Annotated in this window: 15 protein-coding genes; 3 read left to right on the forward strand and 12 right to left on the reverse strand. The window is 39.2% G+C overall.

All coding sequences use genetic code 11. From position 1 onward, the window contains the following. The first annotated feature begins 35 nt into the window (after positions 1–35). Positions 36–1,235: an AGE family epimerase/isomerase gene (locus tag QJV27_RS07290; RefSeq protein ID WP_281448270.1), complete on the forward strand. Its 1,200-nt coding sequence runs from the start codon at positions 36–38 to the stop codon at positions 1,233–1,235. Between the two features lie 14 nt (positions 1,236–1,249). After that, a complete protein-coding gene (locus QJV27_RS07295) occupies positions 1,250–2,752 on the forward strand; it encodes a replicative DNA helicase (RefSeq protein WP_281448271.1) in 1,503 nt (500 codons plus the stop codon). Between the two features lie 53 nt (positions 2,753–2,805). On the opposite strand, the gene QJV27_RS07300 is transcribed toward QJV27_RS07295, so the two are convergent. Beyond that, a complete protein-coding gene (locus QJV27_RS07300) occupies positions 2,806–3,858 on the reverse strand; it encodes a linear amide C-N hydrolase (protein ID WP_281449000.1) in 1,053 nt (350 codons plus the stop codon). 317 nt (positions 3,859–4,175) lie between these two features. On the opposite strand from QJV27_RS07300, the gene QJV27_RS07305 reads away from it, so the two are divergent. Beyond that, on the forward strand, positions 4,176–4,811 hold the full coding sequence (locus QJV27_RS07305) for an FMN-dependent NADH-azoreductase (RefSeq protein WP_281448272.1): 636 nt from the start codon (positions 4,176–4,178) through the stop codon (positions 4,809–4,811). A 110-nt stretch (positions 4,812–4,921) separates the two neighbouring features. On the opposite strand, the gene QJV27_RS07310 is transcribed toward QJV27_RS07305, so the two are convergent. The 11 genes from QJV27_RS07310 to hemN form a co-directional block, all read right to left on the reverse strand. Next, complete coding sequence (locus QJV27_RS07310) at positions 4,922–5,470, reverse strand: hypothetical protein (protein WP_281448273.1); 549 nt, start codon at positions 5,468–5,470, stop codon at positions 4,922–4,924. A gap of 16 nt (positions 5,471–5,486) precedes the next feature. After that, on the reverse strand, positions 5,487–7,061 hold the full coding sequence (gene purH, locus QJV27_RS07315; protein WP_281448274.1) for a bifunctional phosphoribosylaminoimidazolecarboxamide formyltransferase/IMP cyclohydrolase: 1,575 nt from the start codon (positions 7,059–7,061) through the stop codon (positions 5,487–5,489). Positions 7,062–7,107: 46 nt separating this feature from the next. Beyond that, a complete protein-coding gene (rapZ, locus tag QJV27_RS07320) occupies positions 7,108–8,052 on the reverse strand; it encodes an RNase adapter RapZ (protein ID WP_281448275.1) in 945 nt (314 codons plus the stop codon). Between the two features lie 99 nt (positions 8,053–8,151). After that, the gene (locus QJV27_RS07325) at positions 8,152–8,952 is read right to left on the reverse strand and encodes a metal ABC transporter permease (RefSeq protein ID WP_281449001.1); all 801 of its coding nucleotides are present in this window, start codon (positions 8,950–8,952) and stop codon (positions 8,152–8,154) included. 29 nt (positions 8,953–8,981) lie between these two features. Then, positions 8,982–9,734: a metal ABC transporter ATP-binding protein gene (locus tag QJV27_RS07330; RefSeq protein WP_281448276.1), complete on the reverse strand. Its 753-nt coding sequence runs from the start codon at positions 9,732–9,734 to the stop codon at positions 8,982–8,984. Next, a complete protein-coding gene (locus QJV27_RS07335) occupies positions 9,731–10,561 on the reverse strand; it encodes a metal ABC transporter solute-binding protein, Zn/Mn family (protein WP_281448277.1) in 831 nt (276 codons plus the stop codon). Before QJV27_RS07335 ends, QJV27_RS07330 begins: the two co-directional genes overlap by 4 nt. Positions 10,562–10,899: 338 nt before the next feature. Beyond that, on the reverse strand, positions 10,900–11,847 hold the full coding sequence (locus QJV27_RS07340; protein ID WP_281448278.1) for an electron transfer flavoprotein subunit alpha/FixB family protein: 948 nt from the start codon (positions 11,845–11,847) through the stop codon (positions 10,900–10,902). Positions 11,848–11,849: 2 nt separating this feature from the next. Beyond that, positions 11,850–12,599: an electron transfer flavoprotein subunit beta/FixA family protein gene (locus tag QJV27_RS07345; RefSeq protein WP_281448279.1), complete on the reverse strand. Its 750-nt coding sequence runs from the start codon at positions 12,597–12,599 to the stop codon at positions 11,850–11,852. 34 nt (positions 12,600–12,633) lie between these two features. Further along, positions 12,634–14,271, reverse strand: coding sequence for an electron transfer flavoprotein-ubiquinone oxidoreductase (locus QJV27_RS07350; RefSeq protein ID WP_281448280.1), 1,638 nt, complete (start codon positions 14,269–14,271; stop codon positions 12,634–12,636). Positions 14,272–14,374: 103 nt separating this feature from the next. After that, a complete protein-coding gene (locus tag QJV27_RS07355) occupies positions 14,375–15,034 on the reverse strand; it encodes a 2OG-Fe(II) oxygenase (RefSeq protein ID WP_281448281.1) in 660 nt (219 codons plus the stop codon). Positions 15,035–15,052: 18 nt separating this feature from the next. Beyond that, the gene (gene hemN, locus QJV27_RS07360; RefSeq protein WP_281448282.1) at positions 15,053–16,414 is read right to left on the reverse strand and encodes an oxygen-independent coproporphyrinogen III oxidase; all 1,362 of its coding nucleotides are present in this window, start codon (positions 16,412–16,414) and stop codon (positions 15,053–15,055) included. Between the last annotated feature and the right edge of the window lie 17 nt (positions 16,415–16,431).

Here is a 16,431-nt window from a genome sequence, read left to right on the forward strand (position 1 = left end):
TGCTTAATTCCCCCTTATTTTACAACGGAAAAGCAATGAAAACTCCTCATCATATTATCCAGCAATATGATCTCTTTACCGATTGGCTTTTTTCTTATGCTTTCCCATATTGGGGCAGTATTGGATGCGATGGCACAGACAGCAACCCATATCTATGGGGGGTTCATGAGCAGTTAAAAATAGATGGAACCCCTGATCTGCCAGGATACAAACGATTAAGGGTTCAAGCACGCCAATTATACAGTTTTACCCAAGCAGCATTATTTGGATGGACAACAGGGAATATTATTGCGGAGAGAATTTATCGTTTTATGCAAAACGCATATCAGGGTGAGGGGTGGTGGGCAAAAACATTAACCCGTGAAGGAAAAATACTAGATCATACCGCTGACCTTTACGATTTGGCATTCATTATTTTTTCTCTGTCATGGTATGGTAAACTAAGTGGGAACGCCACACCTATACACCAAGCCAGACAAACCGTTCAATGGATTGAACGTTATATGGCCTATCCTAAGGGTGGCTATAAAAATACCTATCCTTTGACCCAAGGACTTAGACAACAAAACCCACATATGCATCTACTTGAGGCCATATTGGCTTTATACGACACAACTCAATCTGAACAAGATCTAGTTATGGCGCATAAGCTTATCCATTTATTTAAAACCCGATTTTTTAACCAACAAATGGGTGTTTTGGAGGAATACTATACAGAAAACTGGTCCCCACCGTCTAATAATATCTTTATTAACGTTGAACCTGGACATCAATATGAATGGATTTGGTTACTGGCCGAGTATGAACGATTAACAGGAATCGCACACCCTGTTGAAATGAAACAGATGTATGATTTCAACGAACGTTACAGTGTCGACCAACAGACTGGCCTTGTTGCCGACAAAATCAGACGTGATGGTACATTAGTTGATAAATCTGCACGTCTTTGGGTACAAACCGAAGCTATTCGTGCAACCAGTTTGATGCATGACGAAAAAAGTTATCAACATCTTTCAAAAATTCTGCATAACCTTTTATATCGTTATTTTCAATATTGCCCCAAAGGAACATGGCAGGATCAATTAACTCATTGTTATCATTACAATAACACCAAAATTCCAACAAGCTCCTTGTATCATATCGTCAGTGGATATGTACAATTACATCAATCCTTAACTTATCCACGTTATCCACAGATTTCCCCACAATCCACACCAGACAATAAACCTGAATAATGGTATTATAAAACGTGACTATTACAGAATCGAATTCCAATAAATTATCGCTTTTAAACATTTCCCAAAGGTTACCTCCTGCAAATATTCAAGCAGAACAATCCCTGCTTGGGGCTTTATTGACCAACAATAAGGCCTATGACAAAATTGCGGACTTTTTAATTGGCGAACATTTCGCAGATCCCATCAATAGAAAAATCTATGAAGCGATTGTTCGACGTATTGAAGCGGGACAAATCGCCGATGCTGTTACCTTAAAGGCAGAATTCGAACATTCTGGTATTTTAAATGAAGTTGGAGGAATCGCTTACCTAGGGCAGTTATTACAATCGATGGTTGGTATTATTAACGCCCGAGATTATGGAAAAACCATTCATGATGCATGGATCCGCAGACAATTAATCGATATTGGCGAGGACATTGTTAATAGCGCGTTTGAATCCAATACCACGATTAATGGCTCTGACCAAATAAGTTTGGGCGAGGAAAGATTATTTCAATTAGCAACCCATAAGGGTCAAGACGGTGGATTTGTTTCTTTTGAAAGTGCATTAACAGATGCCATTGGTATAGCAGAAAAAGCCATTACCAATACCAGTGGTATAGCAGGTCTTTCAACAGGACTAAAAGATCTCGATAAAAGAACTGGGGGATTACATCCTGCCGATCTAATTATTTTAGCAGGGCGACCTGCTATGGGTAAAACAGCACTGGCAACCAAAATCGCCTTTAATGCTGCCAAAAGTTTACTGCGTAATATGGAAGAGCGACAATCCCACAACCAGCAAGTTGGTAGTGTTGCGATATTTTCTTTGGAAATGTCATCTGAACAATTAGCCACCCGTATCTTATCCGAGGAATCACGAGTTTCCAGCGAGCGAATCAGGCGAGGGGAAATTGGACAAAAGGAATTCGATCGCTTTGTTCAGGTCAGCCGCGAACTGTCACAACTTCCATTATATATTGATGATACCCCTGCAATCAGTCTGTCTGTTATGCGAACCCGATGTCGCAGACTGGCCAGAACCAAAGGGATTAGTCTGGTTGTCGTCGATTATTTGCAGTTAATGCGCCCATCTGTGGGTAACAGACCGGAAAGCAGGGTCCTGGAAATATCCCAAATTACCCAAGGGTTAAAAGCCTTGGCCAAAGAATTCGAAATTCCTGTTATTGCTTTATCTCAGCTATCTCGACAAGTTGAGAACCGCGAAGATAAACGGCCACAACTTTCTGACCTTCGTGAATCTGGATCAATCGAGCAAGATGCCGATGCGGTTATGTTTGTTTATCGTGATGAATACTACTTGCAACAAAGAATGCCAAAACCCATCACTTTTGAAAGTGAGGACAAATATCAGATTGCTTTAGAAAAATGGCAGGCTGATATGAATAAGGTCCATAATAAAGCAGAATTAATTCTTGAAAAGCAACGTCATGGTCCGACAGGTAAAATTGATCTGTTCTTTGAAGGGGAATTTACACGCTTCAGCGATCTTGATGATATTCACGATTTTTAGATATCATGCCCTTATCAACAGAATGAATCGCTCTGTTGGTAAACACAATAGAATTATAACGAATTAATTCCCAAAAACTTAAACAATTTGGCAGGTCCAAATGACTTTGTTGCATCTCCGGAAAAAATATTGGTTTGCTCAATCCCCAAATCTAGTTTTTTAACCTTGCCTGTTTCTTTGGAAAAATCGATATCGTTTAAATTCACCCAAAAAATATTGGGGGTTAATGCTGATTCAAAAAAATAACGTTTATTTTTCTGATCAATTACAGTGCGCCAACGCGTAGACGAGATATTAGGTTCATTTTCTGTATTTAATCCATAAGGAACAGATACATTTCTAATAACCCCAAAAACACTGGCAATGGTTTTTTTGTTATCCTGATTTTTGGGAATGGCGTTGATATAAAAAGAAGCTCTGGCAAAACGGTCTGCTGCCCGATTGGTTCCTGGCAACATCACAGTTCCCCCAATAGATTTCCAATAGCTATCTAGAGCTAATTGCTGATCAAAAGCAGGGGAATTAGTCATTACCTGATATTGACGACTATGATGAACGACCTGTTTACCATTGATATATTCAATAATAGCACTATCGCCAGTTTTATCAGAAATTGCCAAATGCAATGTTGCAGCACGTTGCTCACCAGGCACCTTATCTGTTACCACAATAAAGGGCTCTTTTTGCAAGGCAGTAACGGCTTCATCTACCGTTGCAAAATTATCCAATACATATTGTCCCCATGCTGAAATGGATAACGTCTTTTTATCCTTGGTTGGGGTTGGATATTGAGATTCGACCAACCATAATAAATTAACAGCCAATCCTTCTTCATTCATCCCATCAACGGTGGCTATATCATAAGCAGTGGCAACCACACTGCCATATTTAGAAGTCCAGCGCACAGAATTCGGGCCTGCCGCCCCGTCACGTGTCAACCCTTTGGGTAAGATCCACAAATTAGTACCAACGTCTTTTTTCCAATCCATTGATCTTGCTGTAATAACATTATGGTCGTCCCCTAAAAAGACTGCTCTTGTACACGCATTACTACTGCTTGAAAATAATATTGCCCCTAGGGTTACAAAAGGAACAAAATAACGCATACCTATCACAATATTGTCTCCAAATTTCTACGTGATATACCAAAGATAATCGTTTATTATCCTACTTGTGATAAACAATAAATATGTAATTTTGATACCAATTCTTTTGTATTACATAATTTATAAGACAATATTCGTATTTGATTCATAATCTTAAAAATAATCTGATGCTTTCTATCCCTCATCCCATAGAAATCACTTATTATTCCTCAAACCAGTAATAATTTTCAAAATATACACGCATATATTTTCTTTAATTTAAACACAATTAAAGATCATTTATTGATAACTTAAATTCATTTTGAAAGGTTTTTTCAATGAAAATTATGCACATCGACTCTAGTGCAAAAATAGCCGAAAAGTCCAGCTCTCGTATGTTAGGGAAATTTTTCTTAGAACAATTAAAAGAGCAAGGCGTTGACATTGAAATAGATTATCTAGATTTAACCAAAGATATACAGCCGCATTTAACGCCAGAATTTGTTGTTGCTACTTATAAACCAGAAAATGAACGAACACCTGAAATGAAAAAAGCCTTGATGGCTTCTGACGCTATGTGTCAGCGTGTTATTCATGCTGATGCCTTGGTCTGTGCTATGCCTATGTATAACTGGACCATTCCTTCCACTTTTAAAACCTTCATTGATACAATAATTAGAACGGGTGTCACTTATGATCTTTTTCCCGATGGAACAACCAAGGGAAAATTAACAAACAAAAAAGTTCTATTTATAACGACACGTGGTGCCGATCTGCGTTCTGGTGTGTTTGAACATATGGATGCTATGACCCCTGTGCTAAAAGCATCTTTTGGTTTTTTAGGCGTCAACAATCCTGAATTTGTTAACGCCCAGCCCCTTCAATTTTCTGACCAAGAATCCCGCCAACAAGCTTTAGCAAGAGCCAAAGAGGACTTGACAACCGTTGCTAAACAATGGTCAGAAACAGTATAAATATGAAAATCAATTTAGTCGTTCGATCGAGTATTAATTTAAAAATTCGATAATAAAAAAGGCATGTAATTTAAGAATACATGCCTTAAAAAAGTCTGTATTTTAGAGATTTATTGATGACTCTCTACATCCCCTTGAACTAGAGGCACGGTATTTACTTTACCTGCGCTCACATCGACAATTCGATACAAAATCCCATTTCCTTCACCAGCGACATTGCTAAGGTCAGAGGATCGCGTATAAGAAGAATAACCTTCTTTATTTTGAACAACAGGGATATTCATAACAAAAATCCATTTTCCTGTTGGTATTCCTGTCAATTTAAAATCCCCATTTGCATCACAGGAAACTATAAAAGCATATGAATTCATACGTGTGTCGAAATTTTTAACTTTCTTGACCCCCCTTATCTTGGCCTGTAATGATTCCAAAATATAAGCATCGTAAGGATAATAAGTAATTTGCTGACCCGCACAAGTTTTTAATGTGCCATCTGCTTGACGATAAATTCCCATACCTGCAACTTTGGCATCCCCGATACTTTTTGACCATTGAACTTGGGACGGATCAAAGCTGCTTTTGAATTTATAATCCTTTGCTTGCCCTTGATAAACAAAAAAGCAAGAAACAAATACAACTAAAAAAACTGTGCGTTTCATCGGGTGATACCTTAAATTAATGGCGGAAATGACGCATAGACGTAAAGACCATTGCAATGCCTGCCTCGTCTGCTGCGGCAATTACTTCATCATCACGCATAGACCCACCAGGTTGAATTACTGCTGTAGCCCCCGCAGCAATCGCAGCCTGTAACCCGTCAGCAAATGGGAAAAACGCGTCAGAAGCCACCACACTACCCTTGGTCAAAGGATCTGACAAACCAGCAGCCTGTGCAGCCTCTGCACTTTTATGTGCAGCAATTCTTGCGGAATCAACACGACTCATTTGGCCTGCGCCAACGCCCACGGTTGCTTTGTCTTTGACATAAACAATTGCATTAGACTTCACATGTTTACCTACACGGAACGCAAAAATCATATCTTCCATTTCTTGGGCAGTCGGCTGTCTTTTTGTAACCACTTTAAAATCAGCAGGACGTCCATTATCACGATTTTGCACCAAAAACCCACCTGCCAAGGTTTTAATCATTACCCCTTGTGCCAACGGATCTGGCATGCCACCAGTTTCTAATACACGCACATTTTTCTTTTTAGATAAGATTTCCAAAGCGTCTGCATTTACTTTTGGGGCAATCACTACCTCACTAAAAATATGAACGATCTTACTAGCTAATTCAGCATCCAAAGGACGATTCATCGCAATAATTCCACCAAAAGCAGAAACTGAATCACATCGTAATGCCAAATCCCAAGCCATAGACAAAGATTGAGCACTGGCCACCCCACAAGGATTGGCATGTTTTACAATAACAATAGAAGGCTCATCAAATTCTGCAACCGCTTCGAATGCTGCATCAGTATCATTTAAATTATTATATGAAAGTTCTTTGCCTTGTAATTGGATGGCTGTTGCTACCCCAGGACGTTTTTCATCATTCGTATAAAAGGCTGCTTGCTGATGAGGGTTTTCACCATACCGTAAAACCTGCTTGCGTTCACCACTTATGATAAAACGTTCTGGCAGAAGTTCATCATGCTCTTTGGCAAACCATGCTGCAATCGCTGCATCATAGGCAGCCGTCCTGGCATAAGCAGCATGTGCCCATTCTTTACGCTGTTTTAACGTTGATCCGCCTTGCGTACGTAATGTTTCTATAAAAGGTTGATATTGTTTTGCATTGGTTAAAACCGCAACATGACTATGATTTTTAGAAGCAGCACGGATCAGAGCAGGGCCACCAATATCAATATTTTCAATTACATCTTCCTCACCTGCACCTGAGGCAACAGTTGCTTCGAATGGATATAAATTAACGCATAATAAATCAATGGGTAAAATCCCATGAGCTTGCATTTGATCTTGGTGAGATTGTAAATCACGACGCCCCAGTAACCCGCCATGAATTTGCGGAACAAGAGTTTTTACACGACCATCTAAAATCTCTGGAAAGCCTGTAAAATCTGAAACTTCGATGACTTCAATTCCTGCATCGCGAATTGCTTTGGCTGTGCCCCCAGTAGATAAGATCTCTACTTTTTGTTCAGCCAAAGCTTTAGCTAATTCAATCAATCCTGTTTTATCTGAAACAGAAATTAAAGCCCGACAAACAGGAATCACCATTTGATTCATTCTTATATCCCTAAACTTTTAGTGTAAAATAATTTAAATTGAAGACCTACGACCCTTGCGGATGTGCAAGCCAGCGCCAAGTTTGAACACCTTGACGAGCCAACTCTCGATGCATAATCAGAACTGGCATACCTTTATGATTATCAGTAGGCTGTAAAATCCGCTTGGCCAAATCTTCAATAATCGTAACAGAGCGATGTCGTCCCCCAGAACATCCCACCGCAATTGTCGCATATTTTTTTCCCTCTAATACGAAACGGGGAAAAATTAAATTCAACATTTGTTCGATCTGATCGACATATCTTTTGTAATCAGGATCTTTTTCAACATATTCCTGAACCGCCCGATCTAGTCCTGTCAGTTTGGACAACTCGGGGATATAATAAGGATTATGTAAAAACCGTGCGTCAAAAACCATATCTGCCTCGCGCGGAACCCCACTGGGAAAGGCAAAGGACATTAGGGTTAGGGTAAAATGATTTTTTCCCTGTTGTTGTGTTTGGTTATAGCGGGTTTCAACCAACAATCTTAATTCCAATGGTGGCAAGTCTGATGTATCTATCACCAAGTCTGCAACTTGGCGCAAGGGTTCCATTAAACTGATTTCTGCCTCAATCCCTTCTTTCACCGTGCCATTGGCTGCCATTGGGTGCCGTCTGCGAGTTGCTGTATATCGCCGTAACAAAACATCCGTTTCAGCCGTTGCGTAAATCAACTCGATATGTAGGGCAGGGTTTAATCTTAATCGTGCCAATAGTTCAATAACAGCACCAGCTGCGAACCCATTTGTTCTGGAATCGATTCCAATGACAATCGGACCCTCAACTTTACCAACAATGTCACTGATAACCTGCAAAGGCGCATTATCAACCAATTCATAACCAATATCTTCCAAAACACGCAGAATGGTTGATTTTCCAGCCCCAGATAAGCCTGTTACAAAAAGAACTTGTTGTTTGGCAATATCACTATCTAATGGAAACGCTTGCATTACAAAAGGATCAGTCTTCTTAAAAAATTCTCTGTGACGAGTAAAAATATATATTAAGCAACATTTGCTTCTTATTCAATATCGTACTTATCCTCATTACTAGAATAATTTATGTATTATTTTATGAAACATAACAAAAAAGAAATAAATTAAAAAGCTGAGACAACTAATCCAAAATGAGACGGGTAAATCTGTGATCCATGCAATAATGATTCCTCCCCAAGCCTCCATCAGTGCTAAAAAAATAGAAAGCAGAATCCCTTTCCAAATTGTGGTCCCATAATATCGTGCAACAGCCGCTGGCCCCACCATTAGGGAAAAGGTAAGTAATATTCCTGTAACCTGCACGCAAGCCGCCGTTACCCCCCCAATCAAAGCCAAAAACAATATAGAAATCCACCGTAAAGAAATGCCTTTTGCCTCGGCCAAATCAGGTTGCAATGATGCGAAAAGTAAAGGACGCATAAAAAGAGCCATTGCCAAAAGACAAATCACACTCAAAATAATCAATCCATATAAAGTCTGATTATCAACTGAGAAAATGTTACCAAATAATAATCCTGTCACCTGGGATGCGTAGCGCGTATAAAAGTGTAAAAATAATAGCCCCAGTCCCATAGATAACGATAAAACCAAACCAATAGCAATATCACGCTCTTTTAATTTAGGACCGATGGCCCCAATAATACCACCTGCACATACACTAAAACACAATAATCCCATAAAGGGAGAGATACCAAACAAACTGGCTCCTGTCGCCCCCGCAAAACCAACATGGGATAAAGCATGCCCTGCAAATGCCTCTTGCCTGATTAATAAAAAATATCCCATTAGCCCGCAAATAATTGCGACTAGACCAGAAGCTATAAAAGCTGTGTGCATGAATTCAAGGGTGAACATCGCCAAAATAACTTTCCATTCAGATATTATTAAGATGATGTTACAAAAATATGTTGATCTGCTTTTACAACTTGTAAAGGGAACCCATATAATTTTGTCAATACAGAGGATGTCATAACGTCATCAACACTCCCTAAAACCGCATGTTGATTACCGATACACAATACTTGATCCATAACATGTATCAAAGGGTTTAAATCATGTGTTGATAATAATATTGTTAATTGTCGTTGCTCTTGAATTTCTTTAATTAACGATAAAATCACTTTAACCCACTTAGGATCTAAATTACTAAAAGGTTCATCCAAAATTAATATTTTTGGATTTCCCAATAATGCCTGCGCCAGTAATAAACGCTGCCGTTGACCTCCTGACATTTCGTTTAATGGAATATTGGCTAAATCCCTTGCCTGAACCTGAGATAAGGCCTCGTCTACATTTTTAAAGTCGTTTTTTGTTAAAAAAGATAATCCCCACTGATGACCACGAACACTGCTTGCAACAAAATCACGGCCATTCAGGCGAAAACTTTGAATATCTCGATATTGAGGAATATATCCAATATCTTTTTGCGCGTGTTTTGCAGATTTTCCCAAAATACTTAAATAACCACGATACGTAGGAATGACCCCTAAAACCGCTTTCATAAAAGTGGTTTTACCAGCCCCATTAGGGCCGAAAATGCCTATAAATTGATTATTTTCAATATCAAGATTTAGATCTGATAAAACCAAACAAGAACCACGCCGAATATCCAAATTCCGACATTCTATAACCTTCATTTAGGCATGCTCTTTAACGCGTTTTCTACTTTATCCAGTGTCTGATTTATCCACTGCTGATAGTTTAAATCCGTAGGCATGGTTTCAGATATCCCAACAACTGGTACAGATGACTGTTGCGCAATCTTTTTCAACTGTTCTGTTGCTGGTGTAACAACTTGATCATTATAAAACAAAACTTGTATTTTATGTGTTTTCAAATCATTTTGAAATTGAGCAACTTGCTTTGGGGTGGGTTCCCCACCATTCATTACTGTCCATTGATATGGTTCTTCTAAAATTTCAAATCCCAAAGCTTTGGCCATCAACCCAAACACGGGCTCTGTTGCTGCAACCTTTACCTGTGTATAATGATCACGTATTTTTTTGATGCGTTTATCTATTGATGAAATCTCAGTTTTTAATTGATCCAATTTTTGAGAGAAAAAAGCTTTTTGATCAGGGCGAAGCTGAATATATGCTTGTTCCAAACGTTTAGACAAAATGTCAATAGCCTGTAGATCATACCACAGATGGGGATTTTCACCATCTTTTTTGGATAATAATGTTTGGATGGATATGATCTGTTCTGATTTCAATTGGGATTTATTTAATAGTCGACCAAGCCATGCGTCATATCCCAAACCATTCGCAATGACCAAGTCAGCCTGCTTCACCATTTTGCCAATACTGGGGGTCAGTTCGAATAAATGTGGATCTTGATCAGGATTATTTAAAATAACACGTACTTGAACCCGTTTTCCACCCAACTGAGAGGCAATATCTCCATACATATTTTCACCAGCAACTACCTGAATAGGAGGAGAGGCAAAAACAAGGTTAGTCATATAACAATTTGCTAGAAAAATCGTGACGAAAAAAAATAAACAAAAAATAGAAAATCTAACTTTTACGTACACCATACTTAATCACGCCTGTGCAAACATTTATGTTAAATGCCAAGCACCATATATCATTACACCAATAACAAATATTAAACAAATGTGAAGGATAAATAACCATTTCAGTGTTAATACAGGCACATAAAATTTATCTCTGGGTGGTTTCATTTCCAATGGCATTGTGACCTCAATTACTATAGCTAATATTTTACTTAAATAACAACTTTTTGTTTTTTTAAATGTTCAGATGTTTTTTTATTAAAATAAAAACATCTGAACAATTCTTATCGTGCTTTTAACGCTGCTTCTAGTTGTGGTAGGATTTCAAATAAATCGCCAACAATCCCATAATCCGATGTTTTAAATATAGGGGCTTCAGGGTCTTTATTAATTGCCACAACGATTTTACTATCTTTCATCCCTGCCAAATGTTGAATGGCCCCAGAAATTGCAACGGCAATATAAAGCTCTGGCGCAACTATTTTACCTGTTTGCCCAACTTGATAATCATTACTGACAAAACCAGCATCTACCGCAGCTCTTGACGCACCGATGGCTGCATCCAGTTGGTCTGCAATTTTTTCGAGTAAAACAAAATTATCACCACTTTGCATACCACGCCCCCCTGAAACCACAACACGTGCAGATTCCAATTCAGGTCGATCAGACTGAGACAGCTTTAACTCTTTAAATATAGACAAGTTTTGATCAACGCCAGGAAAATGGCTTAGTTTCTCAATTTCAGCACTACCCCCTGTCTGTGCAACAGCTTCAAAAGCAGTTCCACGAACAGATAGTAATTTTTTTGTGTCTTTAGAAGATACTGTTGTTAAAAGACTGCCTGCATAAATAGGACGAACAAAAGTTGATCCATCGATAATTTCAACAACATCAGAAATCGGCTGCACATCCAATAAACCAGCCAAACGGGGCAAAATATCTTTACCTTCAGCATTTGCTGGGGCCACGATGAATTCATACTGATCCGCCAAAGATGCAATTAATTCAGCGACAGGCTCAGCTTGCATGTGTGCATACCCGTGATGATCTGCAACCAATATTTTGCTGACCCCTGGCAACGCAGCAGCTGTTTGTGATAATGCTTCTATACCTTCACCAACCAATAAAGCATGAACTTCACCACCAAGTTTGCTGGCTGCTGTAATGGATGACCGACTAACTGGACGGATCTGATTACCTTTTTCGTAACTTAATAATACTAGAACGGCCATGTTTAAATCACCTTTGCTTCGTTTTGAAGCTTGTCCATAAGCTCTTCAACAGAATTCACAATTACCCCCGCCCTAACAGAAGAGGACTCTTTAACTGATTTGACTTCTAAGCGGACAGCAGTGTCAATCCCAAGATCAGCCAGTGCAACCGTATCGATTGGTTTTTTACGAGCCTTCATAATATTGGGTAAAGACGCATAGCGAGGCTCATTTAATCGTAAATCTGTTGTTAGTATGGCTGGTAAAGCAAGCTCTAACACCTCTTGTCCATCATCGACCTCGCGAACAACCAAGGCTTTATCGCCATTGATGTCCAATTTGCTGATAAATGTTCCTTGTGCCCACCCCAATTTTGCAGCTAAAATTTGACCCATAGCATTCGTATCATCATCAGAAGCTTGCTTACCCATTAGCACAAAATTGGGCCGCTCTTTTTGTACAAAGTGCTGCACAATTTTAGCCACACCCAAGGATTCGATGGGTTCATCAGTTGTTACTAAAATAGCTCTATCTGCGCCCATAGCCATTGCAGTACGCAATGTATCTTGACATTTTGCTTCACCAATAGAAATCACAACGATTTCTGAGACGATCTTTTGTTCTTTTAACCTTACTGCCTCTTCAACAGCAGTTTCATCAAAAGGGTTCATGGACATTTTTACGCCACCGATCTCTACCCCAGAACCATCTGATTTTACCAACGGTTTGATATTGGAATCAACAACCCGTTTTACTGGAACTAATACTTTCATAACACCCTTTCGTTACAATCATTAACCTTAAAAATTACATTCCACCAGGATAATTTGGACCACTTGCCCCCTCTGGTGTTTCCCAGTTAATATTTTGAGCAGGGTCCTTAATATCACAAGTTTTGCAATGAACACAATTTTGGGAATTAATTTGTAGTTTTGGTTCTTTATCTATATCAATTGCTTCGTAGACACCTGCTGGGCAATATCTGGACTCTGGTGCTTTAAATACGTCCCAATTTACTGTTTTCCAAATCGCTGGATTGCGAAGCTTTAAATGCACGGGTTGATCATCCCGATGATCCAGATTGGCCAAGAAAACGGAAGATTCCCGACTAAACGTCAACTGATCATCAGGCTTTGGATATTCAATTTTTTTACATAAAGCAGCAGCTTTTAATTTATCATTATCCGCTAGACGATGGTGAAATGTCCAAGGAACCCGCCCACGCACCATTGAATCAAAACCAACATATAATGTTGCAGCCCTTGCGCCGAATTTCGCAAATGCAGGACGCACATTGCGTACCTCATGTAATTCTTTGAAAACCCACGATTTATGCATACGAAATTGGTATGAAATAGGCTCGATTTCCTGCGTATTCATTGCTTCAGCGATTGCTTCTGCGGCTACCATTCCTGATTTCATGGAGGTATGTGTGCCCTTGATTTTAGGCATATTTAAAAACCCAGCTGCATCCCCAACCAATAATCCACCAGGAAATGTTAATTTGGGGACAGATTGCAACCCACCCTCAGATAATGCACGGGCCGAATAACCGATCCGACGCCCACCTTCCAAATGATATTTGATCACAGGGTGATTTTTTACCCTTTGTGTTTCCTCGAAGGGGGACAACCACGGATTGCTGTAATCCAAACCAATAACAAACCCAAAAGAAACTAAATTATCACCAAAGTGATATAACCATGATCCGCCATAGGTACGATCATCTAATGGCCAGCCAAAACTATGTTGAATATAACCAGGTTTGTGCTTATGAGCGGGAATTTCCCAAAGCTCTTTAATGCCAAGTCCATAAGTTTGCGGATCAACCCCTTGTCTTAGCTGGAAGTGATCCATTAATTTTTTAGATAAAGATCCACGACATCCTTCGGCAAAAATGGTATATTTTGCCCGTAACTCCATTCCTGGGGTATGATTTGGACCTTGACTACCGTCTTTTTCCAAACCCATGTCACCAGTTATAACACCGGCGATACGCTCGTTTTCGATAATTAAATCTTGACCAGAAAACCCTGGGAAAATTTCAACTCCTAAAGCTTCGGCCTGGGCAGCCAGCCAGCGACAAAAATCACCAAGACTAATAACAAAATTGCCCTCGTTGTTCATCTGAGGCATTAAGGATTTTATAATTGGAATACGTATTTTTTTTTCATCGTTGGGTAAATAGAACATGCACTCGTGATTGACAGGTGTGTTTAAAGGTGCACCTTTTTGTTTCCAGTCTGGAAACAGCTCATTTAACGCGGTTGGTTCCAATACCGCACCAGAAACGATATGGGCCCCAATTTCAGAAGCTTTTTCAATTAAACAGATTTCTAAAGAAGGAACCAATTGCTTTAAACGGATCGCTGCTGAAAGACCAGAAGGGCCACCACCGATAATTAAGACATCAAATTCCATTTGTTCACGTGTAATATCATTCATTTCTTATTTACCCTATTTCCAACCCTGTCTCTAAATTTTAACTGAAATACTTATCTCATTTACAATAAAATTAAAATTCAAATAAAATATATCTTAATTTTATTTAAGTAGGAAACGCAAGTTCATGTTTTGCATGCCAACTTGAATCAACGTAATTGATAATTAATGTACGTCTTATTCCATTAATTGGGCGCTTTTTAAACCCGTGCCACGTATCTTTACCTGGAATAAATAAAAGTGCAGAATTGAATTTACCAGAACTTCTGGCCAAGGAATCCCCTTGTGCATTCATAATATCCGTTCCCCAAGATGTTGCTTCATCACCTACCGACAAAGACACTAAAAAAGTCAGTTTTTTGGCGCCGATATCCGTATGAGGCTCTAACCAAAATCCATCTTTGTCAAGACACAACTCTAAACGCAGCCACGTATTGGATAAATCCGTCCCCGTCATTTTTGAAAATAAATCTCGAGTTTCCTGAACATTAAAAGCATATGCTAATGCGGCACAACGTTTATCTTGTTCTTGTTTCAGAGGATTAACAAAAACACGATTTTGATTATTATTTTCTCTGCGCCCTTGAATATCCCCTGAAATCGCTTTCTCATCAGGCATCCATTCCAACAAAGAATCACAGATATAGGACGGTATAACGTCTTCTAACATCCAATGTGTATAGGGAAAAGAATACTCTTTTGCTTGTTGAATGGACTGTTGCACATGCAAAGCAGAATTTTGATAAGATTGCTTTTCTATATTCATTTTATGATGACTCACCATTCAAATTGCTTGAGCATGACGTTGCGGGGCTGCACGGTAATAAGTATCAAAAACAACAGCAATGTTGCGTAAAAATGGACGACCCGTTTCTGTTACTTTAACCTTATATCCTGATAGTTCAACAAAATCATCCTTTTCAAACTCTTTTAATTTATCCAAAGCCTCCATAAACAAAGAGAGTGGTTGATGATATTGTGCTGTGATCTTTTCAAGATCAATATATAAATCGCACATTAAACGTTCAATAATCGTCCATCGTAACAAATCTTCGGCATTGCGCTTAACCCCTCGAACAACAGGTAATCCGTCTTGCTGCATTGCTTTTTGATACATGGCAACAGAAGGGTGATTTTGAACGATCCCCTGCGGAACAATCGAAATTGAGGACGCTCCAACCCCCAACAAAGCTGGGGCATCATCTACTGTATAACCTTGAAAATTACGATGCAACAGGCCTTGTTGGGCTGCTTTGCTCATCGTATCATGAGGCAAAGCATAATGATCAAATCCAATTACCTGATATCCTGCAGCCCTTAACAATTCATCAATGATCTGTCGTTGTTGAAATCGCTCTACAGTATCGGGTAAGATATCCCCTTCTAACAAGGTTTGTCGTTTAAACTTCCAAGGCACGTGCGCATATCCAAAAACTGCTAAACGATCAGGCTGTAATTCAATAACAGATTGTATTGTTTCGCGCACTGTATGCTTTGTTTGATTGGGTAAGCCATAAATCAAATCAATATTCACAGATTGAATATGCTGATCTCTTACCAAAGCAATACAATGAGCCGTCAATTCTTTGCTTTGGATGCGCCCACATGCTCTTTGTACTTGTGGATCTAAATCTTGTACTCCAATGCTGACCCGTGTAAATCCCAGCTCGTCTAATAAAGGTGGATATTCTTTGGAAACGTTGCGTGGGTCCAGTTCAATGGAAATATCCGCATCGCTTTGAACATCAAAAAACTCACGAACCGTATTCATAACCTTTTTCATCGTTTGAACAGGCAGAGTCGTTGGTGTTCCTCCACCGAAATGAATAAAACTAACAGAACGACGAGAATCCAGATAAAATGCCAAGCGTTTCAATTCTTGACATAAAATGTCCCCGTAACTTGCCCGCAAGGACTCTTTATGAACGACCTGAGTATTACAGGCACAAAAATTACATAATTCGTCACAAAAAGGAACGTGTAAATACAACGAAACAGGCTCTCCCCGAGGAAGAACCTGTAACCATTGTTTATAATCTTCAAATGTTACTGTATCAGAAAACTGTACAGCTGTTGGATAACTTGTATAACGCGGCACGTTTCCTTCGTACCGCGCAAGACGGTCAAAGGAAACAGCTTGTTTCATTCCGAACTCCGCAGATA

Source organism: Commensalibacter oyaizuii, from assembly GCF_029953265.1.
GTDB classification, from domain to species: Bacteria; Pseudomonadota; Alphaproteobacteria; order Acetobacterales; family Acetobacteraceae; genus Commensalibacter; species Commensalibacter oyaizuii.

Excerpts from the sequence above, each read along its gene's own strand:
- QJV27_RS07290 (WP_281448270.1), top strand. The coding sequence starts at position 36 with ATGAAAACTCCTCATCATATTATCCAGCAATATGATCTCTTTACCGAT.
- QJV27_RS07300 (WP_281449000.1), bottom strand. The coding sequence starts at position 3,858 with ATGCGTTATTTTGTTCCTTTTGTAACCCTAGGGGCAATATTATTTTCA.
- QJV27_RS07305 (WP_281448272.1), top strand. The coding sequence starts at position 4,176 with ATGAAAATTATGCACATCGACTCTAGTGCAAAAATAGCCGAAAAGTCC.
- QJV27_RS07310 (WP_281448273.1), bottom strand. The coding sequence starts at position 5,470 with ATGAAACGCACAGTTTTTTTAGTTGTATTTGTTTCTTGCTTTTTTGTT.
- purH (WP_281448274.1), bottom strand. The coding sequence starts at position 7,061 with ATGAATCAAATGGTGATTCCTGTTTGTCGGGCTTTAATTTCTGTTTCA.
- rapZ (WP_281448275.1), bottom strand. The coding sequence starts at position 8,052 with ATGCAAGCGTTTCCATTAGATAGTGATATTGCCAAACAACAAGTTCTT.
- QJV27_RS07325 (WP_281449001.1), bottom strand. The coding sequence starts at position 8,952 with ATGTTCACCCTTGAATTCATGCACACAGCTTTTATAGCTTCTGGTCTA.
- QJV27_RS07330 (WP_281448276.1), bottom strand. The coding sequence starts at position 9,734 with ATGAAGGTTATAGAATGTCGGAATTTGGATATTCGGCGTGGTTCTTGT.
- QJV27_RS07335 (WP_281448277.1), bottom strand. The coding sequence starts at position 10,561 with ATGACTAACCTTGTTTTTGCCTCTCCTCCTATTCAGGTAGTTGCTGGT.
- QJV27_RS07340 (WP_281448278.1), bottom strand. The coding sequence starts at position 11,847 with ATGGCCGTTCTAGTATTATTAAGTTACGAAAAAGGTAATCAGATCCGT.
- QJV27_RS07345 (WP_281448279.1), bottom strand. The coding sequence starts at position 12,599 with ATGAAAGTATTAGTTCCAGTAAAACGGGTTGTTGATTCCAATATCAAA.
- QJV27_RS07350 (WP_281448280.1), bottom strand. The coding sequence starts at position 14,271 with ATGAATGATATTACACGTGAACAAATGGAATTTGATGTCTTAATTATC.
- QJV27_RS07355 (WP_281448281.1), bottom strand. The coding sequence starts at position 15,034 with ATGAATATAGAAAAGCAATCTTATCAAAATTCTGCTTTGCATGTGCAA.
- hemN (WP_281448282.1), bottom strand. The coding sequence starts at position 16,414 with ATGAAACAAGCTGTTTCCTTTGACCGTCTTGCGCGGTACGAAGGAAAC.